General features: G+C 61.8%; 23 protein-coding genes. 12 read left to right on the forward strand and 11 right to left on the reverse strand.

Going from position 1 to position 25,479, the window contains the following annotated elements:
- Window positions 1-2: 2 nt before the first annotated feature.
- Together SPHS8_RS10610 and SPHS8_RS10615 are read right to left on the reverse strand one after the other, a co-directional pair.
- Entirely contained in the window at window positions 3-875 is an 873-nt protein-coding gene (locus tag SPHS8_RS10610; RefSeq protein WP_097090529.1) for an ABC transporter ATP-binding protein, read from the reverse strand.
- Window positions 875-1,984 carry an ABC transporter permease gene (locus SPHS8_RS10615; RefSeq protein WP_201515446.1) on the reverse strand — a complete coding sequence of 370 codons (1,110 nt, stop codon included), beginning with the start codon at window positions 1,982-1,984 and terminating at the stop codon, window positions 875-877. The genes SPHS8_RS10610 and SPHS8_RS10615 overlap by 1 nt, the downstream gene beginning before the upstream one ends.
- A 99-nt stretch (window positions 1,985-2,083) precedes the next feature.
- Between SPHS8_RS10615 and SPHS8_RS10620 the strand changes: the two genes are divergently transcribed.
- The gene (locus SPHS8_RS10620) at window positions 2,084-2,758 is read left to right on the forward strand and encodes an HAD family hydrolase (protein WP_201515447.1); all 675 of its coding nucleotides are present in this window, start codon (window positions 2,084-2,086) and stop codon (window positions 2,756-2,758) included.
- Window positions 2,759-2,769: 11 nt separating this feature from the next.
- Here the strand turns inward: SPHS8_RS10620 and SPHS8_RS10625 are convergent, their stop codons facing one another.
- Together SPHS8_RS10625 and SPHS8_RS10630 are read right to left on the reverse strand one after the other, a co-directional pair.
- On the reverse strand, window positions 2,770-3,708 hold the full coding sequence (locus SPHS8_RS10625) for a 2-hydroxyacid dehydrogenase (protein WP_201515448.1): 939 nt from the start codon (window positions 3,706-3,708) through the stop codon (window positions 2,770-2,772).
- Window positions 3,705-5,030 (reverse strand): cystathionine gamma-synthase family protein, encoded by a 1,326-nt coding sequence (locus SPHS8_RS10630; RefSeq protein ID WP_201515449.1) that lies wholly within the window; start codon window positions 5,028-5,030, stop codon window positions 3,705-3,707. Before SPHS8_RS10630 ends, SPHS8_RS10625 begins: the two co-directional genes overlap by 4 nt.
- A 166-nt stretch (window positions 5,031-5,196) precedes the next feature.
- Here SPHS8_RS10630 and SPHS8_RS10635 point away from each other — a divergent pair, with 166 nt between their 5' ends.
- On the forward strand, window positions 5,197-7,608 hold the full coding sequence (locus SPHS8_RS10635; RefSeq protein WP_201515523.1) for a ligase-associated DNA damage response DEXH box helicase: 2,412 nt from the start codon (window positions 5,197-5,199) through the stop codon (window positions 7,606-7,608).
- On the opposite strand, the gene SPHS8_RS10640 is transcribed toward SPHS8_RS10635, so the two are convergent.
- The gene (locus SPHS8_RS10640) at window positions 7,605-8,180 is read right to left on the reverse strand and encodes a COG3650 family protein (protein WP_236575083.1); all 576 of its coding nucleotides are present in this window, start codon (window positions 8,178-8,180) and stop codon (window positions 7,605-7,607) included. The two genes, SPHS8_RS10635 and SPHS8_RS10640, sit on opposite strands and share 4 nt — an antisense overlap.
- 81 nt (window positions 8,181-8,261) lie before the next feature.
- Between SPHS8_RS10640 and SPHS8_RS10645 the strand changes: the two genes are divergently transcribed.
- The 3 genes from SPHS8_RS10645 (at window position 8,262) to SPHS8_RS10655 (ending at window position 10,574) form a co-directional block, all read left to right on the forward strand.
- Entirely contained in the window at window positions 8,262-8,813 is a 552-nt protein-coding gene (locus SPHS8_RS10645) for a TadE/TadG family type IV pilus assembly protein (protein ID WP_201515450.1), read from the forward strand.
- On the forward strand, window positions 8,810-9,226 hold the full coding sequence (locus SPHS8_RS10650) for a TadE/TadG family type IV pilus assembly protein (RefSeq protein WP_201515451.1): 417 nt from the start codon (window positions 8,810-8,812) through the stop codon (window positions 9,224-9,226). The genes SPHS8_RS10645 and SPHS8_RS10650 overlap by 4 nt, the downstream gene beginning before the upstream one ends.
- 82 nt (window positions 9,227-9,308) lie before the next feature.
- On the forward strand, window positions 9,309-10,574 hold the full coding sequence (locus SPHS8_RS10655; RefSeq protein WP_201515452.1) for a pilus assembly protein TadG-related protein: 1,266 nt from the start codon (window positions 9,309-9,311) through the stop codon (window positions 10,572-10,574).
- A gap of 33 nt (window positions 10,575-10,607) precedes the next feature.
- Here the strand turns inward: SPHS8_RS10655 and gyrB are convergent, their stop codons facing one another.
- Entirely contained in the window at window positions 10,608-13,115 is a 2,508-nt protein-coding gene (gyrB, locus tag SPHS8_RS10660; protein WP_201515453.1) for a DNA topoisomerase (ATP-hydrolyzing) subunit B, read from the reverse strand.
- 86 nt (window positions 13,116-13,201) lie between these two features.
- Here gyrB and SPHS8_RS10665 point away from each other — a divergent pair, with 86 nt between their 5' ends.
- Both SPHS8_RS10665 and yczR read left to right on the forward strand, forming a co-directional pair.
- Window positions 13,202-13,663, forward strand: coding sequence for a hypothetical protein (locus SPHS8_RS10665; protein WP_201515454.1), 462 nt, complete (start codon window positions 13,202-13,204; stop codon window positions 13,661-13,663).
- 145 nt (window positions 13,664-13,808) lie between these two features.
- Window positions 13,809-15,272 carry a MocR-like transcription factor YczR gene (yczR, locus tag SPHS8_RS10670; protein ID WP_201515455.1) on the forward strand — a complete coding sequence of 488 codons (1,464 nt, stop codon included), beginning with the start codon at window positions 13,809-13,811 and terminating at the stop codon, window positions 15,270-15,272.
- 187 nt (window positions 15,273-15,459) lie between these two features.
- Here yczR and ppa read toward each other — a convergent pair whose 3' ends face one another.
- Entirely contained in the window at window positions 15,460-16,002 is a 543-nt protein-coding gene (gene ppa / locus SPHS8_RS10675) for an inorganic diphosphatase (protein ID WP_097090516.1), read from the reverse strand.
- 41 nt (window positions 16,003-16,043) lie between these two features.
- On the reverse strand, window positions 16,044-17,963 hold the full coding sequence (locus SPHS8_RS10680; RefSeq protein ID WP_201515456.1) for a M61 family metallopeptidase: 1,920 nt from the start codon (window positions 17,961-17,963) through the stop codon (window positions 16,044-16,046).
- A gap of 152 nt (window positions 17,964-18,115) precedes the next feature.
- Between SPHS8_RS10680 and hisS the strand changes: the two genes are divergently transcribed.
- The 4 genes from hisS to SPHS8_RS10700 all read left to right on the forward strand — a co-directional run bounded on the left by hisS (window position 18,116) and on the right by SPHS8_RS10700 (window position 22,510).
- Window positions 18,116-19,393: a histidine--tRNA ligase gene (gene hisS, locus SPHS8_RS10685; RefSeq protein ID WP_201515457.1), complete on the forward strand. Its 1,278-nt coding sequence runs from the start codon at window positions 18,116-18,118 to the stop codon at window positions 19,391-19,393.
- Window positions 19,393-20,484, forward strand: a complete 1,092-nt coding sequence (gene prfA, locus SPHS8_RS10690) for a peptide chain release factor 1 (protein ID WP_380800712.1) — start codon at window positions 19,393-19,395, stop codon at window positions 20,482-20,484. Before hisS ends, prfA begins: the two co-directional genes overlap by 1 nt.
- A complete protein-coding gene (gene prmC, locus SPHS8_RS10695; RefSeq protein ID WP_201515459.1) occupies window positions 20,481-21,308 on the forward strand; it encodes a peptide chain release factor N(5)-glutamine methyltransferase in 828 nt (275 codons plus the stop codon). Before prfA ends, prmC begins: the two co-directional genes overlap by 4 nt.
- 425 nt (window positions 21,309-21,733) lie before the next feature.
- Window positions 21,734-22,510 carry a DUF4167 domain-containing protein gene (locus SPHS8_RS10700; RefSeq protein ID WP_201515460.1) on the forward strand — a complete coding sequence of 259 codons (777 nt, stop codon included), beginning with the start codon at window positions 21,734-21,736 and terminating at the stop codon, window positions 22,508-22,510.
- Between the two features lie 89 nt (window positions 22,511-22,599).
- Here SPHS8_RS10700 and SPHS8_RS10705 read toward each other — a convergent pair whose 3' ends face one another.
- Both SPHS8_RS10705 and SPHS8_RS10710 read right to left on the reverse strand, forming a co-directional pair.
- Window positions 22,600-22,977 carry an acyl-CoA thioesterase gene (locus SPHS8_RS10705; RefSeq protein WP_097090510.1) on the reverse strand — a complete coding sequence of 126 codons (378 nt, stop codon included), beginning with the start codon at window positions 22,975-22,977 and terminating at the stop codon, window positions 22,600-22,602.
- Window positions 22,970-23,269 carry a hypothetical protein gene (locus SPHS8_RS10710; protein ID WP_201515461.1) on the reverse strand — a complete coding sequence of 100 codons (300 nt, stop codon included), beginning with the start codon at window positions 23,267-23,269 and terminating at the stop codon, window positions 22,970-22,972. Before SPHS8_RS10710 ends, SPHS8_RS10705 begins: the two co-directional genes overlap by 8 nt.
- A 74-nt stretch (window positions 23,270-23,343) precedes the next feature.
- On the opposite strand from SPHS8_RS10710, the gene SPHS8_RS10715 reads away from it, so the two are divergent.
- The gene (locus SPHS8_RS10715) at window positions 23,344-23,772 is read left to right on the forward strand and encodes a CBS domain-containing protein (protein ID WP_201515462.1); all 429 of its coding nucleotides are present in this window, start codon (window positions 23,344-23,346) and stop codon (window positions 23,770-23,772) included.
- A gap of 1 nt (window position 23,773) precedes the next feature.
- Here the strand turns inward: SPHS8_RS10715 and SPHS8_RS10720 are convergent, their stop codons facing one another.
- Entirely contained in the window at window positions 23,774-25,261 is a 1,488-nt protein-coding gene (locus SPHS8_RS10720) for a lipopolysaccharide biosynthesis protein (RefSeq protein ID WP_201515463.1), read from the reverse strand.
- Window positions 25,262-25,479: the final 218 nt, after the last annotated feature.

A 25,479-nucleotide genomic window follows, 5' to 3' on the forward strand; every position in this document is an offset into this window, starting at 1 on the left:
TCCTATCGCCTTCCGTCCGATGGCTGCGGCGCCGTCTTTTCCCGTTCGCGGGTCACGGCCGCCGTCGCGGCGCGCCCGCGCGGGCCATTGAAATATTCCTGAATCCAGGGGTGATCCGTCGCCAGCAGCTCATCGATGGTGCCGACAGCGATCACCTTCTTATCCGCCAGCACCGCAACGCGATCGCAAATCGAATAGAGCGTGTCGAGGTCATGGGTGATGAGGAAGACCGTGAGGCCGAGCGTTTGCTGGAGCTTTCGCGTCTGATCATCGAAGGCTGCTGCGCCGATCGGATCTAGCCCGGCAGTGGGCTCGTCAAGAAACAGCAGGTCCGGGTCCAGCGCCAGCGCGCGGGCGAGGCCTGCCCGCTTCTTCATGCCGCCTGACAATTCCGCTGGATATTTCGGGCCAGCTTCGGCTGGGAGGCCAGTCAGCCGGATCTTATAGGCGGCGATCTCGTCGCGCAGTTGCGGCCCGATGTTGGGATAATATTCGCGGATCGGCACTTCGACATTCTCGGCCACCGTTAGGGTCGAAAAGAGCGCGCCGCCCTGGAACAGCACGCCCCAGCGCTTACGGATCGCCAAGGCCTCGTCATCCAGGCGGCCGATCATCGATTCGCCGAAGACGTGGATTTCGCCTTCATCCGGCGTCTGAAGACCGATGACCGAGCGCATCAGCACCGACTTGCCGGTGCCAGAGCCGCCAACGACGCCCAAAATCTCGCCCTTACGCACATCGAGATCGAGATTTTCATGCACGACCTGATCGCCGAAGCTGTTCTTGAGGCCCCTTACGGAAATGGCGACATCGCTTTTCTCGACAGCCTTGTCGACACGCGCTTCCTCGGCGGCCGCTTCCTCTTCCTCGGCCATCAATTCCACCCCAGCCAAGTGAAGAAGACGGCGAAGAAAGCGTCGATCACGATCACGAGGAAGATGGCCTGGACCACGGCAGATGTCGTCCGCAGTCCTACTTCCTCCGCATTGGCCTTCACCTGCATGCCCTGAAAACAGCCGGAAAGCGCGATGATGATCCCGAACACTGGCGCCTTGAGCAAGCCGACCCAAAGGTCGGTAATCGGCACGACCTCTCGCAGCCGCTGAATGAAAGTAATGGGCGGAATGTCGAGTGACACGGCGCAGAGAAAACCGCCGCCGATGACCGCGACGATGGACGAATAGAAGCCGAGCAGCGGCATCATGATGACCACGGCCAGCGTACGGGGAAGGACGAGCGCCTCCATGGGCGACACGCCGATGGTGCGCATCGCGTCCACTTCCTCGGTCAGCTTCATGGTGCCAAGCTGCGCCGCGAAGGCTGATCCCGAACGGCCTGCGACCATGATCGCCGTCATCAGTACGCCCAATTCGCGGAAGGTTAGCCGGCCGACGAGGTTGATCGTCAGCATTTCCATGCCGAATTGCCGCAGCTGTACCGAACCCTGCTGCGCGATCACGATGCCGATCAGGAAGCTCATGAGGCCGATGATGCCAAGCGCCGAGACACCGACGACCTCAAAACGTTGCACGACGGCGTTGACGCGGAACTTGCTGGGGTGCCGGATGACGTTCCAGCTTGCCACCAAGGTCGCGCCGAAGAAGCCGAGCAGGCCAAGGAGCGTGGTGAAGGAGTTGACTACCGCCTCGCCGATCTGGCCGACGACGCGTTGGAGGGGGGGGACATAATCGGGGCGGATGTTGACCGGTTCATCCAGCTTGCCCACGGCCTCGATCAGGCGCTGTGCGTCATCATTGCCGCCAGTCACCTCAGAGCCCAGCCGCTTGGCCGTGCGGTGCACGGTCCAGGCGCCAATCGTGTCCATATGTTCCACGCCGGACAGATCGATAGCCGAAACGGGGCCCGTCACAGCATCGAGGCGCGCAGGCAGGTCGCGCAGACAGGCGATGGAGAGATGCCCGAGAAGCCGAATGACAGCACCGCCATCGCGCGTTTCTTCGACAAGATCGGCGGCTTTGTTCATCAAAGGCGGTTAGTGGTCCATTATCGGTTGCACGGCAAGCCGAAACGGCCCATCCGCACGGTAGAACGACAATAGCGGCCAAAAAGTTTCGGACACGGCATGACGCACCGCCTGGCAATCTACGACATGGACAGAACGGTGACCTTTTCGGGCACCTATACCGGCTTCCTCATTCATGTATCCAAAGCGATGGCGCCATGGCGGCTGGTCCTGCTGCCCTGCGTCATCCTGTTGATGCTGGCCTATGTCTTCAAGCTGATCAGCCGGCAACGGCTGAAGGAACTCAATCAGGCGTTGATGATCGGCTTCAATGTCGAACGCACCAAGCTGATGCCACATGTGGAAAGCTATGCGGCGAAGGTCGTGGCCAACAATGTTCGAGCGGGCGCTCTCGAGCAGATCGCGCGGGACCGGGCGGACGGCTACCGGCTGGTGCTCGCCACCGCGTCCTACCGCCTTTATGTGGAACCCATCGCCCGCAGGCTGGGGTTCGACGCCGTGATCGCGACCGATCATCTGAGCCAGGATCTGCGCTATGTTCGTGCGAAGATCGCGGGCGAGAATTGCTACGACACCGGCAAGCTGCGGATGATCAAGGCGTGGATGGCGGCAGAGGCCATCGACCGCGAGCAGGCGCAGATCAGGGCTTATTCAGACCATGTGTCCGACGCGCCGATGCTGGAATTTGCCGACATGGCCTTTGCTTCCAATCCGCACAAGCCGCTCGCCAGGCTGGCGGCGGCGAAGGGGTGGCCACGCGTGGACTGGCTCTAAGGCTCGCCTAGTCAATCAGGCCTGACGCGGTTCGGCAGTGCTTCTCCGGCGAAAAAGGCCTCAAGGTTCGCCAGCACCATCCGGGTCATGCGCGCTACCGCTTCATGGGTGGCGCCGCCCATGTGCGGCGTCAGGACGCAGTTGGGGACATCCGCCCAGATATCGGCCGGAGTAGGCTCCTGTTGGAACACGTCCAACGCCGCGCCGCCGAGTTTCCGCTGTCGCAGCGCCTGCCTTAAAGCCGGTTCGTCCACCAGTTGCCCGCGCGCGACATTGACGAGGAGCCCGTTCGGGCCGAGCGCATCCATAACGCCCGCATCGATCATCCCGCGATTGCCGCTGTCGGCACGTGCTGCGACGAGTAATATATCGCTATCACGCGCCAGCGCGTTCAGGCTTTCCGATCGCGGCCAAGGCAGTGCCGGCTTGTCGCGCGGGCCCCACCAGCCGATCTGCATCCGCATCGCCTCCGCGCGCCTGGCGACTGCTTGCCCGATATGGCCCATGCCGACGACGCCGAGCCTTGCTTCTGCCAGCGAATGCGACAGCCTTTCAGGGCCAGCGATCCACAGGCCCGTCCGTAACAGCCGGTCACCTTCGACAATGCCCCGGCGGTGCGAGAGCATGAGCCCTATAGCGTGGTCCGCAACATCTTCCGCATTGGCGTCGGCACCATGGGTTACCACTATACCGCGCCGATCCGCCTCCATCAGGTCGACGCCATCATAGCCCACGGTGAAGCAGGCGATGAGGCCAAGTTGCGGCATGATGTCGAGCAGCGCTGGCGCCAGCGGGAATTCTCCGGCCCAAACAACTGCCCGGGCCTCACTGCATCGGCGTTCGCCCTCATCTTCCCACAGCGGCCAGGCGTCATAGAGTGGCCGCAGGATTGGCAGCAGCGGAGCGAGAAGCCGCTGTCCGACCAGGACGACGGGACGGCCATCGCTCATCCCACGGCTTTCAGCGCCTGCGCAAAGTCTGCGATCAGGTCGTCGGCATCTTCGCAGCCGATCGATATGCGCACCATATTGTCGCTGATCGCCAGAGTTTTCTTGCGCTCAGGGGGCACGGATAGGTGCGTCATGGCTGCCGGGTGGCTGGCCAGCGTTTCTGTGCCACCCAGGCTAACCGCCAGCTTCGCGATCTTCAGCGCGTCGAGGAAGGCGAAGGCTTCGGCCTCGCCGCCCTTCAGATAGAGGGAGAAGGTCGAGCCCGCCCCTTTGCAGTGGCGGCTGTATATGTCTGCCTGGCGCTCCGTTTCCGGGAAACCGAGATAGACGACCTTCTCCACCTGCGGCTGGTCCTTGAGCCACGCGCAGACCTTCGCTGCGTTGTCGCCAGCCCTGCTCATGCGCAGTTCGAGCGTTTCCAGGCTACGGAGCAGCATCCAGGCGCTATGTGGGTCGAGGATCGTGCCGATGGTGTTGCGCATCAGCCGGATAGTGTTGATGAGGTCCTTCGGCCCTAACACCCCGCCTGCCACCAAGTCGCTATGCCCGCCCGCATATTTGGTGAGGCTGTAGATGACGAGGTCGGCGCCATGGGCGAGCGGATGGTGCCAGAGCGGCCCGAGAAACGTATTGTCGATCGCTACCGGCGGAATATGATCCTCTCCGGCAAAGAGATGGTCCCGCCGGGCCACGACCGCTTCCACGTCGACCAGCACATTGGTGGGATTGGCGGGGCTTTCCAGATAGATAAGCGCGACGCGGCCAAGCGACTTTGCTTGTTCAATTACCGCGCCGATCTCCTCCTCGGCCGAGCCCGCTGGAAAATCGAGCCATTGCACGCCGAATTTGCCGAGGATTCGGCCGATGAGTGATTCCGTTGCTGCGTAAAGCGGCGCCGAATGGACGATGACATCGCCGGGTTGGACGAGCGCGAGGAGCGTTGTCGCTATCGCTGACATGCCACTGGAAAAAAGCAGGGCATCTTCCGCTTCCTCCCACACCGCTAGCCGGTCTTCGGCGATTTCCTGATTGGGGCCGTTGAAGCGGGAATAGACCAGCCCTTCCGCGCCGCCCGGCCTGATCCCCGTCACCCCTTCGAAATGCCGCTTGCCAGCGGCCGCGCTTTCAAAGGCGAAAGTCGATGTCAGGAAGATGGGAGGCTTCAGCGATCCTTCCGACAACATGGGATCATAGCCATGGCCCATCATGAGCGTCGCTGGTTTCAGCTTGCGCCCGCCGATCTCCATGATGGCGGCTTTGGCACGGCGCCGGTTGCGGGTGGGCTCGGCCCCGGACAGGTCGGCCTCTGTTTCGCCGGTCATCGCTGTTCTCCTGAGTTGGCGGCTTTGCAGCCTTGCTCTGATGTCCTGGAGTGTAACGCCTTTGGGAGGGAAAGAGAGCAGCCATTCGGCATTTATCTGGCCGCCTTCATGATCTTGCGAGGGAGGGATCGTGACAGCGCCGGTGCGCGTTCCTACATCTATCGATATGAACCAAAGCCTTCCTGAACAACTGGAGCAATGGTTCACCGCGCGCGGCTGGTCGCCGCGTCGCCACCAGATGGAGATGCTGGCAGCCGCACGAGCAGGGGATCATGCCTTGCTCGTGGCGCCGACGGGTGCGGGGAAGACATTGGCGGGGTTCCTGCCAACGCTTGCCGATCTGATCGAAGAACCGGGCGAGGGTCTTCACACCCTCTACGTATCACCGCTCAAGGCGCTGGCGGTCGATGTGCGGCGCAATCTCCTTACCCCGATCGAGGAGATGGACCTTCCCATCCGGGTCGAGACGCGCACGGGCGACACGCCTTCGGACCGCAAGGCGCGGCAGCGGGCTCGGCCGCCGCAGATCCTGCTGACCACGCCGGAGTCCCTGTCCCTCCTGTTGAGTTACCCCGACAGCTTCCTGATGTTCGCGCAGTTGAAGACGGTGATCATCGACGAGGTCCATGCCTTCGCCACGCAGAAGCGGGGGGATCTGCTCAGTCTGTCGCTTGCGCGCTTGCAGAGGATCAATCCCGAACTGCGCCGCGTCGCTCTGTCGGCGACCGTAGCGGATGTCGACGCTTATCGCGCCTGGCTTGCGCCTGACGGTGACATCAACAGCGTCGCGCCGGTCATGGGAGAGGAAGGCGCTGATCCCGACATCGCCATCTTCATTCCGGAAGGGCGGATTCCCTGGTCGGGCCATTCCGGCAAATATGCCGCAAAGCAGGTCATGGCCGAAATCGAGCGGCGGCAGACGACGCTGATATTCTGTAATACGCGTGGACTTGCGGAGCTGATCTTTCAGGAGCTTTGGACCGCGAACGAGGCCAACCTGCCGATCGGCATCCATCATGGCAGCCTGTCGGTGGAGGCGCGGCGGAAGGTGGAAAATGCGATGGCCGACGGCAGGCTGCGCGCGCTTGTCGCCACGGCCAGCCTCGATCTGGGTGTCGATTGGGGCAATGTCGATTGCGTGATCCAGATGGGTGCGCCCAAAGGTTCATCCCGCCTGCTCCAGCGCATCGGCCGCGCCAATCACCGGCTGGACCAGTCGAGCGAGGCCATCATCATTCCGGGCAACCGCTTTGAATATCTGGAAGCCCGCGCCGCGCTGGATGCGGTGGAGGCGGGGGAGCGGGATGCTGATGATTTCCGCACCGGCAGCCTCGACGTTCTGGCGCAGCATGTGATGGCGCTGGCCTGCGCGGCACCGTTTGCGGAATCGGAGTTGCTGGACGAAGTCCGATCGGCCACGCCCTACAGTGCGCTCACCGATGAGGGGTTCGCCAACGTCCTGCACTTTATCGAAGGGGGCGGCTATGCGCTGAAGGCCTATGACCGGTTCAAGCGGCTAACCCATGACGAGGACGGCTTGTGGCGCGTGTCGCACCCGCGCTTCATTCAACAGCACCGCATGAATGCCGGGATCATCGTCGATCAGCCGGTGCTGGACGTCCGGTTCGCCAATGGGCGAAAGCTTGGCACGGTGGAGGAGGGCTTTGCCGCGACGCTGCGTCCCGGCGACAGCTTCTTCTTTTCCGGCTTGGCGTTAGAGGTGGTGCGTATGGACGTCACCGACCTGGTCGTGCGCGCAACGTCTAAGCAGGCGCGGGTGCCCGCCTGGGGCGGCACGCGGATGGCCATGTCCACGCGGCTTGCCGACCGGGTGCGCCACTTTCTGGCCGAGCCGGAGGAATGGCATCGCTTCCCCGACGATGTGCGGGAGTGGCTGGAAGTGCAGAAATATCGGTCGGCCCTACCCGAACCGGGGCAACTGCTCATTGAAACCTTCCCGCATGAGGGGCGGCATTATCTCGTCTGCTACAGTTTTGAAGGGTGGAATGCCCATCAGTCACTGGGGATGCTGCTCACTCGTCGCATGGATGCGCAGGGTTTGATGCCGCTCGGCTTCGTGTCCAACGATTATGCGCTTGCCGTCTATGGGATGAAACCGGTGACGGACCCGCAAAGCCTCTTTTCCGCAGACATTCTGGATCATGAATTTGTCGAATGGGTCGAACAATCAAGCCTGTTGAAGCGGGCTTTCCGGGACGTCGCCGTCATCGCGGGCCTGATCGAACGCCAGCATCCCGGCAAGCGGAAGACCGGGCGGCAGGTCACTTTTTCGACCGACCTCATTTATGACGTGCTGCGCAAATATCAGCCGGATCATTTGCTGTTGAAGGCGGCCTGGGCCGACGCCCGTGCGCGCATGACCGATGTCGGGCGGCTCGGTGATCTGATCGACCGCGCTTCGGCGACGATGTTGCACGTCGACCTTGATCGGGTCAGTCCGTTGGCCGTGCCGGTGCTGATCCTGATCGGCCGTGAACAGGTGGCGCAGGCGGCGGCGGAGGACGCCTTGCTCATGGAAGCCGAGGCGCTGGTGGCAGAGGCGATGCGAACGGATTAGAAGTCCTCGCGTACGCCGCCGCAGCCTTTCAAGGTGCCTTCGCCGAAGGACAGCGCGACGCTATCGGCCCAGTGCGCATCGCTCATGCCGTCGCTGCAAGGACCTTCGGTCACCGTCATGGCGAATCCGTCTGCCAAATAGCGTATGGCGCGGCCATCATCCGTTCGGCTGACCGTGAAATGTCTTGGAGGTTTGCCTGGACGTTCCAGGGTTGCAACGGATCCCTTGACGGTCACGGACCAGAAGGGCTCCGTGCCGAGCGCCCTGTAGCGTGTTTCGCTGCTCAGCGGCGCCGTATCGACAGTTTGTGGCGGCGGTGAAGCGATCTCCGGGTCGGCATGAGCTTCAGCTTTGGAGAAAATGGCCGGTTGCTGCTCCGTCGTCTGGCCCTCGACGATCTGCGTATTTGCCATGTGCAGGTCCTTTGCGGGCCGATCAGCCATATCCTCATTCCGACCGCAGCCGGTGAGGAGCAAGCCGCTCGCAACAAAAAGCCAAAGCTTCATAAACTTCCCCGCTTCTTTACCGCTAATTAATATAACGTCAGATATATACCTGAACATAAACAGCATATTAGCATATTATTAAGCATGCTGTTTAACGCAATGGACAGCATGTGCTGAGTAGAAAATCCCGGTGCGAAGGGATTTTCGATGCGTCCTTTTATGTTCAGCCAAGCGTTGTCGAGCGGTGCGATCAGTGTTTCGCCTCGCGTTCCAGCGTTCGATGCTGATCGAGCGCCTGTTCGTGCCATGATGAACCGGTTGCGGATCGACAAATCGGGCATGGCGCTTGTGGAAACGGCGTTGGTCGCTCCGTTTCTCGCGATGATCATCATGGGAACGACAGATGCCGCCCGCTACGGCGCGGCCAAGATGAAGGTTCAGCAGGCCGTAAACCGTGGGCTGGAAATGTCGTGGATGGGTGGCCCGAACGTGACCACGAGCGATATTCAAGCGCAGGCGGCCGCTCAGGCGGATGTGCCGGCCAGCGCTGTGACGGTTACCCAGACGTTCGAGTGCGGTGGCACGGCGACGAACTGGAGCACTACCAGCTGCGCTTCGGGCGAAGCTGCCCGTTATACCCAGATCCAGATTTCGACGACCTTCACCCCGTCCTTTGCGGGTAGCGCGCTGGCGAAGATGTTGGGCAATTCCAATGGCGTCGTGCCTATTTCGGCAACGGGCGTCCTGAGGATCCAATGACCCGCTTTTTTCGCCTTCTCAACCGACTCGCGCGCGACTGCCGCGGCGTCGGCGTGCTGGAATTCGCGATCGTGGCGCCCGTCCTGCTCGCAATGCTGATCGGTATTCCGGCGCTCGGCATCCTCTTTTATGCGCAAGCAGGTTTGCGCAGCACCGTCGAGGATGCTGCGCGATATGCGACGACCTGGCCCAAGCCAGGCGAAGCAGACATACAAGCGCGAATCGCGTCGAACCGGTTCGGAATGAATCCGGCGGACATCGTTGGGCCGACCGTCACCTTTACGTCTGGCACCAGCAGTTCGTCCCCCAGCTATGTGACAATAACCATGGGCTACAATCTGGCGGTGAACTTCCTGTTCGTCAGCAAGACGATCACGCTGTCTGAAACGCGCCGAGCCTATGTCGCGAGCTAAAGCCTAGGACCTGACGATGCCCCTCTCCAATTGCCTGTCCCGCTTGTGCACACTTTGGTCTGATGCCCGAGGCAATGCCCTCATGCTCACGGCGCTGGCGCTGCCGGTCATGATCGGTGCAGCGGGCCTTGGCGTGCATACGATGCAGCTAGCGCATGTGAAGCGGGAATTGCAGCGCGAAGCTGACTCCGCGGCCATGGCTGGGGCCTATTCGCTGTATCAGGACCAGGGGAATAGCGCCGCGACCGCTCAGGCGAACAAGGCGCTGACGCAGAATGCCCTTGTGCCGGGGGCCACGTCTACGATCACGCCGGGGGCTTATACCAGCGGCAGCATCACCTACACCTCGGCAATGTACGTCCGGCTGGTGAGCACGCAGCCCACTGCCTTGATGGCCCTGTTCGGGATGTCGACCTCCACGGTGGCTGCCGAAGCTCGGGCAGCGGTCGTTTCCGATGGCAAAGTCTGCTTTTTCGCCAAGGAGAATGGGAACAACACGGGGATCACCTTTGCGGGCAATTCGACGCTGGACCTAGGCTGCGGGGCCGGAACCAATTCGATCAGCAATAATGCTGTGAATGTTAACGGCCAGCCGACCGTCAGGGTGTCGCCCATCGTAGCCATGGGCGGCATTCCCTCGTCTACCGCCTATGCGTCCGGCACGATGCTGATGCCCAACCATTCTGCGCTCACTGATCCGTTGGCAGGGAACGACTATGACCCGAGCAGCAGTGACGTTTCCAATGCCAACGACAAATGCAAAAGTGGCAACAACTGGAGGGTTATCGAAGTCCCTTCCGGGACGACGGTAGATAGCAGCAGCGGAAGTCCTTACGCTCCGGGTTGTTATGGGACGATCAATGTCCAAGGCACGCTGACGCTGAAGCCGGGCGTCTACTACCTAGCCAACGGGGCTAATAACGCGGGTCTTCAGGTTGGTGCTCAGGGGCATCTTACCTGCATGGGCTGTACTTTCGTGCTGACCAGCACCACGCCCAACAATGCGAACAGTTTTGCCACGATGGACATAAATGGTGGGGCGGAAGTAGACCTTTCTCCGTCAACCAGTGGCACCTATAATGGCATTACCGTCTATCGGGACAGCAGGGCCGCGGCGAGCAATCAGTGCTGTCAGGTCAACGGCAATTCATATTCAACTCTGAGCGGCGCTTTTTACTTCCCCAACGATACGCTTACTTTCAACGGCACATCCGGAATGTCGCTCACCTGCTTTCAGATGGTCGCGATGCGATTGTCCTTTAGCGGAAACGCTACCATCACGAACACATGCGATCCTCCAGGTGGAGCATCCAAATGGTCTGTGACCGCGGTTCGGCTGATAAGTTGAAGCGGCTGCAAGAGCCGCTTCACTCTACTAAGATCAAACGTCCAGGTTCGCGACGTTAAGGGCGTTGTCCTGAATGAATTCGCGCCGGGGTTCGACCACGTCGCCCATGAGGCGGGTGAAGATTTCGTCCGCCACGTCCGCCTGCTCGACCTCGACGCGCAGCATCGAGCGGTTGTCCGGATCCAGCGTTGTTTCCCAAAGCTGCTCGGCATTCATTTCGCCAAGGCCCTTATAGCGCTGGATGGCCAGACCCTTGCGGCCCGAGCTGAGGATCGCCTCCAGCAATTCGCTCGGCCGGGTGACTGATACCGCGCCTTTGGATACGACCGGCAGATCATCGTCACCAGCCTCTTCAGCGGCGGCCGCGGCCTTTGCGGTGACGAGGCGGCTGGTGGTACGATAGCTGTCCGCTTCTTCGGCGGCGATCGCGTGCAGCTTGCGCGCCTCGGCCGAACCGATGAAGCCATGTTCGATCATGTGGTGATCGGTCACGCCGCGCCACAGCCGTTCGAAGTGGAAGCCGCCTTCTTCGGCGATCCGCCCACTCCATTTTCCTTCTTCATCCTGCGCGTCCATCCAGCGGACGGTGGCGGCCAGCCGTTCGGCCTGGGCTTGCTGGCTGAGTTCCGGATCAAGCGCGCCGTTGATCGCCAGCGCTTCGATAATGGCGGGATTATAGCGGCGCGGCACGTAGCGCATCACCGCCCGCATCCGACGGCCATGTTCGATCAGGTGACGCAGGTCTTCGCCCGAACGCATGCCGCCGCTCGTTTCCAGCGCCATGGACTCAACGCCATTGTCGACCAGATAATTTTCCAGGGCCGCTTCATTCTTCAGATACACCTCAGAACGGCCCCGCGTCGCCTTATAGAGCGGCGGCTGAGCGATGTAGAGATGCCCCGCCTCGATGATCTGCGGCATCTGGCGATAGAAGAAGGTCAACAGCAGCGTGCGGATATGCGCGCCGTCGACGTCGGCGTCGGTCATGATGACGATCTTGTGGTAGCGCAGCTTTTCCAGGTTGAAATCGTCGCGGATGCCGGTGCCCATCGCCTGGATCAGCGTGCCGACTTCCTTGGACGAGAGCATCCGGTCGAAACGGGCACGCTCCACGTTCAGGATCTTGCCCTTGAGCGGGAGGATGGCCTGGTTATGGCGGTTGCGCCCCTGCTTGGCAGAGCCGCCCGCCGAGTCACCTTCGACGAGGAAGAGTTCGGATTTGGCAGGATCGCGCTCCTGACAATCAGCGAGCTTACCGGGGAGCGATGCGATGTCCATCACGCCTTTGCGCCGGGTCAGTTCGCGCGCCTTTTTCGCGGCTTCGCGCGCGGCGGCGGCGTCGATCACCTTCTGGATGATCATCTTGCCGTGATTGGGGTTCTCCTCCAGCCACTCCGCCATCTTGTCGGCCATCAGGCTTTCCAAGGGCTGGCGGACCTCGGAGCTGACCAGCTTGTCCTTGGTCTGCGACGAGAATTTGGGATCGGGCAGCTTCACCGACACGATGGCGGTGAGGCCCTCGCGCATGTCCTCGCCAGTCAGCGAGACCTTCTCCTTCTTCAGCATGCCCGACTTGTCGGCATAGCTGTTGAGCGTACGGGTCAGCGCGGCGCGGAAAGCGGCCAGGTGCGTACCGCCGTCCCGCTGCGGGATGTTGTTGGTGAAGCAAAGGACGTTCTCATAATAAGAATCGTTCCACTCCAGCGCGACGTCGATCGTCACATCATCGCGACTCCCCGCGATCGCGATGGGATCGGGCATCAGCGGCTGCTTGTTCCGGTCGAGCCACTTCACGAAAGCCGCGATGCCGCCCTCATAGAACAGCTCGACTTCCTTCTTTTCCTCATGCCGCGCGTCGATCAGGAAAAGTCGCACGCCGGAGTTCAGGAAAGCGAGCTCGCGGTAACGATGCTCCAGCTTGTCGAAATCGAACTCGGTATGGTTCTTGAACGTGCCGCCGTCACCCGGAACCTTCTCGGTCGAAGGGAGGAAGGTGACGCGAGTGCCCTTCTTGCCTTCCGGCGCATCGCCGATAATCTTGAGCGGTGCCACGGCATCGCCATAGGCAAAGCGCATATAATGCTCCTTGCCGTCCCGCCAGATGTTGAGGTCGAGATATTCGCTCAGCGCATTCACGACGCTGACGCCCACGCCATGCAGGCCGCCGGAAACCTTGTAGGCATTGTCGTCCGAGGTGTTCTCGAACTTACCGCCAGCGTGCAGCTGGGTCATGATGACCTCGGCCGCCGACACGCCTTCTTCCTTATGGATATCGGTAGGTATGCCGCGGCCATTATCCTCGACGCTGACCGATCCATCGGGATTAAGCGTGATCAGGATACGGTCGCAATGCCCGGCCAGCGCTTCGTCGATTGCATTGTCGCTGACCTCGAACACCATATGGTGCAGGCCCGACCCGTCATCGGTATCGCCGATATACATGCCGGGCCGCTTGCGTACTGCGTCGAGGCCCTTGAGGACCTTGATGCTGTCGGCGCCATAGGCGTTGCTGTTGGGGCTGCTTAGACTTTCCTCGCTCATGACCGAGCATATAGGGAAAGGCCCGCCGAAACTAAAGCGAAACATGCCTGCTTCCGCTTGAGGGTGGGGCGGTCTATCAGGGTGGCATGCGCGCCATCTTTCCCTTGTTTCTCATGCTTGGCGCCTGCTCCGACAGCAGCGACGTCCTGGAGGAGCTGCCCAACAGTTCCATCGCCGGTGCGCCGCGCGACGCCATGCCGGAAACTCGGCTGGAGGCAAAGATCATCCGCCCGGTGACGATCGGAGAAGATGGTCCCCGCCTCGATGCATGCGGCGCGATGGGGCAGGCGGCGCGGGTGGGCGCGAGAGGTCTTGCGATCCGCGCAGCCCCCTTTGCCGATGCGCAGGTAGTCGGACGGCTGGCAGAGGGCGGGCGCGTTCATGTTTGTACCCGGAGCCTTGATCAGAAATGGCTGGGCGTGGTCGTGCTGATGCCTGCTCCCAATGATTGCGGCCTGTCTGAACCAGTCGAGCGCAGGCAGCCTTATGAAGGGCCATGCCTTAGCGGCTGGGTCTCGAGCGCTTCGATCCGGTTCGTTGCGGACTGAAACTGAAAAGAACCGGCCAGCGGGTTCAGGCTGGCCGGTCAGGGGACAAGGGTCTCGATCAACATGTGGCGCCAAATGGCCTTTTACAAAACGTCCATTTTTTCCTAAGTGGACTTTGAATATCCCGTTTGGATGACCATTGGCCATGTCCACCTCTGCCCTACGTCCGCCCTCTCTGCTTCGCTTGCTTGGCGCCTGGCGTGTGGAGGAAAGCGCCGAACCAGCCTATCGCCAACTGGCGCAGGCGCTACGCATGCTGGTATTGGATGGGCGCGTCGGCTTGAATGTACGCTTGCCGGGTGAGCGGGAGCTGGCCGCTGCGCTGGGCCTCAGCCGTACGACTATCGCTGCCGCCTTCGATCGGCTGCGGGACGAAGGGTATCTCGAAAGTCGTCAGGGGTCCGGAAGCGTTACCCGTCTGCCAACGGGACGGGTGGAGGCAGAGCCGCCTGAACTGGATATGTCATCGCATGGCAATATCCTCAATTGGACCCATGCCGCTTTGCCCGCAGCCGCTGGCGTGGGGCGCGCCTGTAAGGCTGCCGTGGAGGCGCTGCCCGCTTTCCTGGGCGAACTTGGCTATGACCCGCTTGGGCTGCCGCCGCTGCGCCGTGCGATTGCGGCGCAGTTCGAGCGGCGTGGATGTCCTACCAGTCCCGACCAGATCATCGTCACCAATGGTGCGCAGCAGGGCTTTGCACTACTGATGCAATGGCTGACGGGACCGGGCGACCGGGTGGTGATCGACCATCCGACCTATCATAATGTGATCCAGGCCTTGCAGCGCTCCCATGTCGTGCCTGTGCCGGTCGGACTCCCCGACCAAGGCTGGGACATTGACGCCATGGAGGCGGCGTTTCGCCAGACAAGCCCGCGCTTCGCCTATATCATCGCCGATTTCCACAATCCGACCGGTCGCAGCATGGATCCGGCGACCCGGCGCGCCTTGGTCGCTGCGGCCGCGCGGACGCATACGCCGCTGATCATTGACGAGACCATGGTGGCGATGGGGCTCGATTTCCCCGCGCCGCCGCCAGTCGCGATCCATGATCCGTCAGGACGGCAGGTCATCTCGATGGGGTCAGCGAGCAAGATCTATTGGGGTGGCTTGCGGGTTGGCTGGATTCGGGCCGATCCGCAGACGATCGCCGCGCTTGGACGGCTGCGCACGACCATGGACATGGCAAGCCCGGTAGTGGAGCAACTTGCCGCCGCGCAACTGATTGACAGCGAGGAAGGGCTGGGGCCGCGCACGGAGGTTCTCCGGGCGCGGCGGGACCATCTTATCGCGGAGATCGAGAAGCATCTGCCGCACTGGCGCGTCGAATCGCCAGCGGGCGGCCTGTCGCTCTGGGCGGAACTGCCCCGCGCGGAAGCGACCGCCTTGGCCGCGATCGCGGAAAGCCATGGCGTGCGGGTTGCGCCTGGGCCGCGCTTTGGAGTGAGTGGCGCTTTCGAGCGGTTCCTGCGCCTGCCCTTCACCTTGCCGGAAGAGCAGCTGACCTTGGGCGTCGAGCGGCTGGCGGAGGCGGATGCGCGCCTCCATGCGCGTCTGCCGCGTGGGCGTGATTCGCTGGCGGCGGCGCTGGAGGCGGATCGGCTGATTTGAGGGGGGATCGGGGGCAGGTCCCGATTGAAGCATCTTCCCAGCGGAAGCTCGAAATCTCAGGCCAACTTGCGCGCCATCTACTGAGATGCCGGTTGTCGCTGGCAGGAGGGTTTGGGGACGCAACAGCCTTGATGAAAAAGAGCCGCGCAGGACATCTCCTGCGCGGCTCCTATCTCACTGCGCAGCTTTACGCCGCCTTCTTGTCAGCCTTGTAACGCTCGATTGCTTCCAGCGTAATCTGGCGGGCGTCTTCAGCGCCGCCCCATGTGCCGATGCGCACCCACTTCTGCTTTTCCAGATCCTTATAGTGGGTGAAGAAATGTTCGATCTGCTCCATGACGATGCCGGGCAGATCGTCCTTTTCACCAACCTTGGAATAATAAGGAAATGTCTTGTCGTCCGGCACGCAGACCAGCTTTTCGTCGCCGCCCGCTTCATCTTCCAGATTGAGGACGGCGATTGGCCGGGCCCGCACGACGCTGCCCGGGATGAAGGGCGAGCGCGAGATTACCAGCGCGTCCAGAGGATCGCCATCGGGCGAAAGGGTGTGCGGCACGAAACCATAATTGGCCGGATAGCGCATCGGCGTATGCAGGATGCGATCGACGAACAGCGCGCCCGATGCCTTGTCGAACTCATATTTCACGGGCTCGCCGCCAGTCGGCACCTCGATGATGACGTTCAGGCTGTTGGGCGGATCGTCGCCGACCGGGATCAGTTCGATATTCATGGACTTCAAAGCCTTTTGATGCACGTTGGCGTTGCGGGTGATTATGTCCTTGGTTTGAGCAGCCGGTCGAGGCTGCCGTCACCCTCTCCTGTCTTTTCGAGGCGCGGATAGCGCAGGCCGCCGGAATAAGCGAGCGTCAAAGTGCGGTAGTATTTATCTTGTTTGACGATGATCTGCATCGGCTGGGCGGCCTTTAGCGCAGCCTTGAAGACCTCGCCCGAATATTCATCGCCATTGATCGCGACGATCTTTGCGCCAGTGACCAGACCGGCCTTGAAGGCAGCGCTGTCCCAGACGACGTTGCTGATCTCGCCGTCACTCTTGACGATCATGCCGACGCCAAAGCTTTGATCAACATTCTTGCCTGCGCTTTCCGCCGCCTTGGTGAAGGCGTTGGGCGTGTCGCCATAGACGAGCTTGTAGCCGCCCATGGTGAAGCCGCCCTTGGGCGTTTCCCGCGTCGTACTGTCGACATGCCGGGAGAAGAAGCCCCCCCAATCATAGGGCGCAACGCCGTTCAGCGTCCGGATGACATCATCGCGATTATAGACGACCTGTCCCCAATCGCCCGGATTGATGCCGAAGAATGCCTTTGCAAAATCGTCCAGCCCCTTTGCACCGCGCGTTTGGCGGCGGATGATGGCGTCGGCCTCCAGCCAGATCATCAATCCTTCATTATAATAGTCCTCCGACCGCTGCCAGCTGGTCCAGCCCTTGGGACGGCGAGCCGAAATGATAGGATCATGGGTCGTATCCTCCATCGCCCGCCACTCACGGCCGCGGGTGGTGTCGAGCTTGGCCGCGATATGGGCATAGGCGTCGAGCGTTTCCTGCTTGGTGAACAGGCCCGACCGCGCGCCCAGCACATAGCCCCAGAACTGCGTCTGCCCTTCATAGACCCACAGCAGATTATCCTGCATCGGCACGTTGAAATCGGGCGTCCACAACAGGTCCGGGCGGCGGAACTTGCCATCCCAGCTATGGACGAATTCATGAGGCAGAAGGTTGCGATCCAGCAGCGCGTCGCTGTCGCTCCACTTCTTGAAATAGCCCGGCTCTACTTGGTTCTCGGATGAACGGTGATGCTCAAGGCCGATGCCGCCCATTTCATCGGTGATCGCGAACAGGAAATCATAATGGTCGAAATGATAGGTGCCGAACAGCGCCCCCGCTTCATCGACCAGCTTCTTGTGCTTGGCGATCTGGTCAGGCTTCGCCTCCAGCTCATCCGCCTCGTCGGCGACGATGTTGAGGGTGACGTTGTGGCCCAAGTCCACCGGCTTGAAATAGCGCCCGGCGAAGACCGGCGAATCCTGCAGCGCCTCATAGTCGATCGTCTCATAGGTGACGGTCGATCCGGTCTTCTGTCCACGCAAGGCGGTGGCCGCCTGCCAACCGTCGGGATAGGTCACTGTCGCCTGAATCGGAATCTGCCGCGTATAATAGCCTGCGGGGTAGAGCGAGACCGACTCCCATTGGATGTTCAGCATCTTGGGCGTCACCACGACCCGGCCCTGATTGGGCTGGGTAGCCGACAGGAATTGGAAAGATGCTGTGACTTCGCGCGTGCCCTGCGGCACGTCGATGATGAAGGCGTAGACGTTGAGCGGATCGCGTTTCCAGGTGACCGGTTTGCCATCGGCGGTGAAAGTCAGCCCGCTGATCTTCTCGATCTGCCCGCGCGGCGCATGATTGCCCGGCAGCCATTCGGGCACAAGTAGCGTCATAGGGCCGCTCGTCGCGACGGGAATATGCTCCTTTACCCGAAAGATTCTCTGGGTTGTGTCGGTCGCATCGACTTCCAGCCGGATCGTACCGCCGGGGTAAGGTACGTCGCGGGGCGCCGGAGCGGCGTCGTTCACTGGCAGTGCGGCAGGCTTTGACCTTACGGCATCCTGGGCAACAAGCGGGCTGATGATGGCGGTGGAAAGCAAGAGGGCGGCAGCGAGGCTGCGGATCATGTCTGTCTCCGAAAAAAGACGCGGCAGGAATGCCTTATGAAATCAGCATGACGAACCAAGATGACCGCGTCCACCCGGAAGAAGAGCGGCGACATTATGTGACAAAAAAGCGCGTTTCCTTGAGCCTTCTTTGCCGCTAAAGGCGCATCCCCATGGCGAAAATCGAAAATCCGCGCCCAAAGACACCCAATGCGGTGCGCGGCACGCAGGACATGCTGGGGGGCACCGCTGACGCGTTCCAGGAACGCTTTGCCCATGTGATCGCGACCTTTGATCGCGTCCGCAGGCTCTATGGCTTTCACCGGGTCGAAGTCCCGGTGTTTGAAGCCACCGCCGTATTCGCCCGTTCGCTTGGCGAAAGCACCGATGTCGTTTCGAAAGAGATGTACACCTTCGAGGATCGGGGCGGGGACAGCATCACGCTTCGTCCCGAATTCACCGCGGGGATCGCGCGGGCCTATGTCACCGAAGGCTGGCAGCAATATGCGCCGCTCAAAGTGGCAACCCATGGCCCACTGTTCCGTTACGAGCGTCCGCAAAAAGGCCGCTTTCGCCAGTTCCACCAGCTTGACGCCGAAATCATCGGCGCTGGCGAAGCAGGGGCGGATATCGAGCTGCTGGTCTTCGCCGACCAGTTGCTGCGCGAGCTTGGCGTTTCCGAGGGCGTCACGCTGAACCTCAACACGCTGGGTGACGCGCAAAGCCGTGACGCCTGGCGCACCGCGCTAGTCGCCCATTTCGAAGCGCATCGCGATCAGCTTTCGGAAGAAAGTCTCGACCGGCTGAGCCGCAACCCGCTTCGCATCCTCGACAGCAAGGACCCGCGCGATCGGCCTGTGGCGGACAGCGCACCCGAGATCGATGCCTATTTGACGGACGAGGCCCGTGCTTTCTTCGATAAGGTGACGGCGGGCTTGGACGCGGCGGGCGTCGCTTGGCAGCGCAACGCCCGGCTGGTGCGCGGCCTTGATTATTACCGCCACACCGCGTTCGAGTTCATCACCGACCGGCTGGGCGCACAGGGCACCGTGCTTGGCGGCGGACGCTATGACGGGTTGATCGAGAACCTCGGCGGCCCGGCGACGCCCGCCGTTGGCTGGGCTGCGGGCATTGAGCGGCTCGCCATGCTGGTGGATGCGCCGGAACCTTCCGCGCCCACAGTGGTCATGATCCCGCTGGGCGAGGCGGCGGAAGCAAGGGCGACGGGCCTTGTCGCTGATCTTCGCCGCGCCGGGATTATGTGCGACATGGGTTTTCGGGGGAATATGAAGAAGCGGATGCAGCGCGCCAATGCTTCGGGCGCCTCCTGGGCTGTCATCATCGGCGAGGATGAACTGACTCGGGGAGAAGCGGGTCTGCGCGATCTGCGGTCCGGGGAACAGCAGGCCGTGCCGTTGGCCGGTCTGGTCGAGAAGCTGACGGCCCTTTGATGCATATTTCCGCCGAACGCATCGCGCAGATCGAGGCGCGCCGGGACGAGGTGCAGGCGTCGATGACGCGTGCCGACCTCGCGCCCGAGGAGTTCGTGCGGTTGTCGAAGGAATATGCGGAGATCGAGCCGGTCGCGCGCGCCGCGCATGAAGTGCGGCGGCTTCGGCAGGAGCTTCAGGCGCTCGAATATATGGCGGGTGGCGACGGCGCCGACGCGGACGCCGCGATGCGCGAGATGGCGCAGGAGGAAATGCAGCTGATCAAGAGCCAGCTGCCGGGCGCCGAGCGTGCGCTGGCCCTGCAACTGCTGCCGCGCGATGCAGCCGATGCGCGCCCGGCGATGCTGGAAATCCGTGCCGGAACCGGTGGAGATGAGGCTGCGCTGTTCGCGGGCGACCTGTTCCGCATGTATCAGCGCTATGCCGACGCGCAGGGTTGGAAGATGGAGATGATCTCCGCCAACGCAGCTGAAGTGGGCGGCTTCAAGGAAGTGGTTGCCAGCATCACGGGCACAGGCGTGTTCGCCAAGCTCAAATTCGAGAGCGGCGTCCATCGGGTGCAGCGTGTGCCCGTGACCGAAAGCGGCGGGCGCATCCATACCTCCGCCGCGACCGTCGCTGTCCTGCCGGAACCCGAGGAGGTCGATGTGCAGATCGCTGACAGCGACCTCAAGATCGACATCTACCGGGCGTCGGGCGCTGGTGGCCAGCATGTGAATACGACCGACAGCGCCGTGCGGATCACCCACTTGCCGAGCGGCATCGTCGTGACGCAGCAGGACGAACGGTCGCAGCACAAGAACAAGGCAAAGGCCATGCAGGTGCTGCGCGCTCGTCTTTACGAGGCGGAACGGGAGCGGACACAGAGCGAGCAGGCAGGCGCGCGCAAGGCGATGGTCGGATCAGGCGACCGGTCCGAACGCATCCGCACCTATAATTTTCCACAAGGACGCGTGACGGATCACCGCATCAACCTGACCCTGCATCGCCTGCCGGAAATCCTGGAAGGCGCAGGCCTGGCCGAAATCATCGATGCGCTGATTGCCGAGGATGAAGCCGCACGCCTTGCCCAGCTGGATGGCATCGGGTGAGCATCGCCCAAGCGCTCCGCGATGCGGCTGCGTGTCTTGACAAGGTCAGCGGCACGCCGCGCCTTGATGCCGAACTGTTGCTCGCGCACGCGCTGGGCCTGAGCCGGAATGCGTTGCTGCTTCGCCAGCAGGATCTGTCCGTGCCTGATGGCTTCGCCGCTCTTCTCGACCGTCGGCTTGGCGGTGAACCCATCGCCTATATCACCGGCGTTCGGGATTTCTGGACGATCAGCCTGCGGGTCACGCCCGATGTGCTGATCCCTCGCCCCGATACCGAAACGTTGATCGAGGCGGCGATCGAGCATTTCAAGGATCGTTCGCCGGAACGGATACTGGACTTGGGCACCGGATCGGGCGCGCTGCTGCTCGCGGCGCTGGACCAATGGCCGCGAGCGAGCGGGATTGGAGTAGATCTTTCCTCTAGAGTGCTTGCGGTGGCGCAAGATAATGCCGAACGTCTCGGCCTTGCCGGGCGGGCGTCTTTTCGGTTGGGGGATTGGGCGGAGGGGATGACCGGACCCTTTGACCTCATCCTGGCCAACCCGCCCTATATTGCGAGCGAAGAGGAATTGACCGGCGACGTGCTGCACGAACCCGCAAGCGCTCTCTTTGCGGGAGCAGATGGTCTGGACGACTATCGGCGTATCGCGCCCATGATCGCCGGGCTTCTCACGGAGGGCGGCGTGGCTGCCATCGAGATCGGCCATGACCAGAGGGAAAGCGTATCCGGGCTGCTTCGCGCGGAGGGGCTTGTAGTGGCGGTCCGCAAGGACATGGCAGGGCTCGACCGCTGCCTGATCGCCACTCGCCCCTCGCAATCTTGAAAGGCGAGGGCGCGCCGGGGCTGCTTCAAGAGCGGGAAATATGCTGGTTTTACCGCGCTGTATCGCGCCGCGTTGACGGCTGCGGACGACCACCTGTGGGTTCGCCCGCCAAACTCGCCGGAATCGCTTCGGCTCAAGTGAAAATTGCTTGGTTTATCTCCGCAAAGACACTACATGGAGAGCAGGGACGGCATTATCCTGAGGATCTGCCCTGTGGGGCTTAGCTGAGAAAAGGCCGTTTTCCCGCTCCTTCAAAGTCACGATGGCGCTGCTGCGCAGGCGCCTCTGGCAGCGTAAGGGCAAGGGTTGTCGCACAGCCCCTGTCCGGCGGAGCCCTACCCGGCCTGATGAGCAGGCGGTGTTTTAGGATGCGACTGAACGATGTTTTCAGTGAATGATGGCAAAGTGAACGCAAGGACCAGCTCTTGATCAACAACAGGCAGGCCGGTCGCCGTAATCGCGGCCGGAACAATAACGGACGTCCGGGTGGCGGCAACCGGGGCGGCGGCGATAGCGGCAACCGGATTGATAGCCGCGCACGCGGTAACGCGGTCCAGCTTCTCGAAAAGTACAAGAATATGGCTCGCGACGCCCAGATGGCGGGCGACCGTGTGAATGCGGAATATTATCTGCAGTTCGCGGACCATTATTTCCGCGTGCTGGCCGACAATCGCGCCCGGCAGGAGGAGCAGCAGCAGCGCTTCCGCCGTCCGGAAGACAATGGCGATTATGAAGGCGATGATTTCGACGCCCCGGACTTCGCGGGCGACGACAATCGTAGCGAACCGCAGCAGCAGTTCGAGCGTGGCTATGAAGGCGATCGCCGCCGCGATCAGCAGCGTGACCAGCAGGATAATCGCGACAACCGTAACCGCCGCGACCGCCCGCGCCGCGAGCGCCCAGCCTATGAAGTGGCCGAGCGGCAGGAGGAAGAAGCCGCGGAAGCTCCGGCACCGGTCGCAGAGCGTGCGCCTGAACCTCAGGCTGAAACGGAAGCTGCGGCAGCAGCGGAAGCGCCCCGCGCCCGTCGCGGCCGTCCCCGGAAGGTGGATGTGGCAAAGTCTGAAGGCAGCGAAGGGCTCGACCTTTCCGTCCTGCCGCCTTCGATTGCCCGTGCCGACAATGACAGCGAGCCCGCTGCCGAGGAAGCGCCGCGCAAGCGTACGCGCCGCGCGCGTCCGGCTGCCGAAGCGGCGGAATGATCTAGCGTTTCGCTTCGGATAAACAGCGAAACGGGTTTTAGAGGGAGTGGCGTACGCGCCGCTCCCTTTTTCTTTTCGGCTGCGGCAACTCAGCGCGCGGGCAACACGCGCGGCCGATGTTGATCGTCAAGCGCGACGAAGGTGAAGATACCGCTCGTCAGGTCGATCTGCCGCTGATCCGTCCCGCGTGTCGCCACCACGTCAACGCGAATGCCGAGGGACGTTCGACCGCGCCGTTCTTCATGCGCATAGACCGTGACAATATCGCCCAGCAGCATCGGCGAAATGAATTTCATGCCGTCGATAGCCACCGTCGCCACTGCGCCTTCAGCCAATCGGCCCGCCACGATCCCTCCGGCGATATCCATCTGGCTTAAGATCCATCCGCCGAAAATATGGCCATTGCTGTTGATCTCGGTAATGCCGGGCACCACCCGCAGAACCAGTTCGCCCCTCTTTTCAGTCATCGATGGATACCTCGTCCTTCAGCGGGTCCATGACCTGATCATCATGGCCCGTCCCACTCGAAAGAAATACCAGGGCCATCAGGCCGGTCCCCAGCATGAAGGTCAACCAGACGCCGATGACGGTGGCCAGGACCATGTGCAAGGGCATCGGGCCAGCCCATAGGCGAAGGCAGCCCAGTGCCACGCCAACGCACAAAGCTCCGCCAAGCGCCATCCAAAGCATGATGCGCCGAAACCGCCCCCAGGCGATAGCTGCGATCCGTGGATCATCCAGGCCCTGTTTATCTCTCATCCCTTTTCTTTGGGGAACGAAAGTGGGATCATCAAGGGACGGACGCATAATGTCTGAACGCAAGGAGACGGGGCATGACGATCACCGCGATTCTGCAGGGCAAAGGCCATGAGGTCACCCAGGTCCGACCGGAGGACAGCGTGCTATCGGTAGTCCAGCTCTTGTCCGAACGGCGGATCGGCTGCGTGCCTGTTGTCGATGATGGTCAGGTGCTCGGGATTTTCTCCGAACGCGACCTCGTCCATCAAATTGCGCGAGATGGCGCGTCGGTGCTGGAACGCAGGGTGGGGGAGGTGATGACCGCTCCTCCCATAACCACCGATGACAAGACTCCGGTGATCCATTGCCTGTCACTCATGACGAAGAAGCGGGTCCGCCACCTTCCTGTTGTTGTCGATGGTGAGCTGACAGGTCTCGTGTCGATTGGCGACCTCGTCAAATTCCGGATCGACAGCATCGAATCGGAAGCAGCAGCACTGCGCGATTACATACAGTCGGCGTAAGTCAGGCGGGGGCGGGCTGCGGCGCTGTCCGCCTCACCACCAGGCTGACGAGTTCCATCAACGTACCGCGCGCGCAAAGCATCAGCGCGGCAAGGAAGGCGAAGGCGCCTGAAGGCACTAGGACGCAAAGCCGCACCGGTGCCGGCAGTGCGGGCAGTAGCGAATCGACAATCAGCACTATCCCCGCCATCATAATGGAACAGCCAAGGCCCGGAGCCGCAGCGCGAATCAGGTCCATCAGCCGCAATCCCATCGCTCCCCCGGCAAGGCGCGCAGTGACCGCGGTTAGCAACGGGAAGGCCCCAAGCCACGCCCAGGCCAAGCCGATCGCTCCGAATCGAATGCCCAGCAGGAATGCGATCGGCATCAGCACAGCCCCCACGGCGGCGATTCGCGCCGTAATCCCAGGACGCCCGAGGGCATTGCTTACCGGGGCGAACATGACCTGCAGCGTCATGAACGGCATCGCGAGCGCTAGGACCGACACAAAGGGCGCCATTTCAAGCCACTTCGCTCCGAAAAGGGTTTCCACCAACGGCTCGGCAGTAACCGCCATGCCTAAATATACCGGGCAGGAAATGAGCAGCAGCAGCCGCACGGCCTTGCAGAATGACCATGCGATTCGCGCCGGATCCTTTTGCATCCGCGCATAGGCGGGAAAGGCGACGTCGTTCAGCGGGGGGATGAATTTGGACACGAAGATCTGCGTCAGAAAGAGTGCTTCGGCATAAAGACCAAGCTGATGGGGATTGAGCGCGCGACCGCCGATGAAGATATCCGCCTGGCTCTGGATGATCCAGAAAAGCTGGCCGCCCAGCAGCGACGCGCCATAGGCGACCATCGCGCCCGTACCCCGAAAGTCAAAGCTGGGAATCGGCCGGAAGCCGGTAGCGATGATATAGCCCACCGCCTTGACCCAAAAGCCCGCCATCGGCGCAAATACCAGCGTCCAGACCCCCCATCCTGACAGCGCACCTGTCAGGGCTACAGCGGCTGATGCCGCTGCCGCTATCAGGTTGACCAGGGCGGGCCGCTTGAAATCCAGCGCCCGCCCCATGAGCGCTTCAGGGATGGAGATGAAGGGAGTCGACAGGTAAAGCAGCGCCTGCACCCGCAGCAGGTCCGCCACCATGGGTTGGTCGTAATAATCGGCTGCCCACGGCGCGATCATCAGCTGTGCTAGGGCAAGGCCGCCGTTCAGCAGCAGCATGATGCCAAACGCCTGCCGCAGCTTATGCGAATCGAGCGTCTCCGACTGAACCAGCGCGCTCACCAATCCATAGCCGTTGAGGAAAGTCGCGAAGTTCAGGATCACCTGCGTCATCGCGAACAGGCCGTAATCCGCAGGATCGAGCAGCCGGATCACTGCCAATGTGACGACCCAACTGATCATCTGCGACAGGATCTGGCTGCCTGATCGCCAGAAGAGCGCGCTTCTTATGCGCGCGCCAAAGCCCGCATCATCTGCGTCAGCATCCTGCAAAGCCATTCTAAACCCATTCCTCTGGCGCACCATGCGCCCGATCGACCCCTAAAGGAGGAAGTCCAAAAATTTCTGAAACAAAAATGCAAAAACTGTTTGACGGTTCGAGAACCCCTCCATATATGCCGCCTCACCGGACGGAACGACGCCAACACGGCGCTGAAACGGCCGGTCGCCAACATAGTCGGACACCAGTCCCCCGGAACGCAAGGATCGGGGATCAT

It is taken from the genome of Sphingobium sp. S6 (assembly GCF_905120495.1).
GTDB lineage: Bacteria > Pseudomonadota > Alphaproteobacteria > Sphingomonadales > Sphingomonadaceae > Sphingobium > Sphingobium agri.

Coding starts and splice junctions, on each gene's coding strand:
- SPHS8_RS10680 (WP_201515456.1), bottom strand. CDS start 17,963: ATGATCCGCAGCCTCGCTGCCGCCCTCTTGCTTTCCACCGCCATCATC.
- SPHS8_RS10620 (WP_201515447.1), top strand. CDS start 2,084: ATGACGCACCGCCTGGCAATCTACGACATGGACAGAACGGTGACCTTT.
- yczR (WP_201515455.1), top strand. CDS start 13,809: ATGTCCACCTCTGCCCTACGTCCGCCCTCTCTGCTTCGCTTGCTTGGC.
- SPHS8_RS10645 (WP_201515450.1), top strand. CDS start 8,262: ATGCGTCCTTTTATGTTCAGCCAAGCGTTGTCGAGCGGTGCGATCAGT.
- SPHS8_RS10640 (WP_236575083.1), bottom strand. CDS start 8,180: ATGCTGTTTATGTTCAGGTATATATCTGACGTTATATTAATTAGCGGT.
- gyrB (WP_201515453.1), bottom strand. CDS start 13,115: ATGAGCGAGGAAAGTCTAAGCAGCCCCAACAGCAACGCCTATGGCGCC.
- prfA (WP_380800712.1), top strand. CDS start 19,393: ATGCATATTTCCGCCGAACGCATCGCGCAGATCGAGGCGCGCCGGGAC.
- SPHS8_RS10655 (WP_201515452.1), top strand. CDS start 9,309: ATGCTCACGGCGCTGGCGCTGCCGGTCATGATCGGTGCAGCGGGCCTT.
- SPHS8_RS10625 (WP_201515448.1), bottom strand. CDS start 3,708: ATGAGCGATGGCCGTCCCGTCGTCCTGGTCGGACAGCGGCTTCTCGCT.
- SPHS8_RS10665 (WP_201515454.1), top strand. CDS start 13,202: ATGCGCGCCATCTTTCCCTTGTTTCTCATGCTTGGCGCCTGCTCCGAC.
- SPHS8_RS10635 (WP_201515523.1), top strand. CDS start 5,197: ATGAACCAAAGCCTTCCTGAACAACTGGAGCAATGGTTCACCGCGCGC.
- SPHS8_RS10630 (WP_201515449.1), bottom strand. CDS start 5,030: ATGACCGGCGAAACAGAGGCCGACCTGTCCGGGGCCGAGCCCACCCGC.
- SPHS8_RS10615 (WP_201515446.1), bottom strand. CDS start 1,984: ATGAACAAAGCCGCCGATCTTGTCGAAGAAACGCGCGATGGCGGTGCT.
- SPHS8_RS10710 (WP_201515461.1), bottom strand. CDS start 23,269: ATGAGAGATAAACAGGGCCTGGATGATCCACGGATCGCAGCTATCGCC.
- ppa (WP_097090516.1), bottom strand. CDS start 16,002: ATGAATATCGAACTGATCCCGGTCGGCGACGATCCGCCCAACAGCCTG.
- SPHS8_RS10720 (WP_201515463.1), bottom strand. CDS start 25,261: ATGGCTTTGCAGGATGCTGACGCAGATGATGCGGGCTTTGGCGCGCGC.
- SPHS8_RS10715 (WP_201515462.1), top strand. CDS start 23,344: ATGACGATCACCGCGATTCTGCAGGGCAAAGGCCATGAGGTCACCCAG.
- hisS (WP_201515457.1), top strand. CDS start 18,116: ATGGCGAAAATCGAAAATCCGCGCCCAAAGACACCCAATGCGGTGCGC.
- SPHS8_RS10610 (WP_097090529.1), bottom strand. CDS start 875: ATGGCCGAGGAAGAGGAAGCGGCCGCCGAGGAAGCGCGTGTCGACAAG.
- SPHS8_RS10705 (WP_097090510.1), bottom strand. CDS start 22,977: ATGACTGAAAAGAGGGGCGAACTGGTTCTGCGGGTGGTGCCCGGCATT.
- SPHS8_RS10650 (WP_201515451.1), top strand. CDS start 8,810: ATGACCCGCTTTTTTCGCCTTCTCAACCGACTCGCGCGCGACTGCCGC.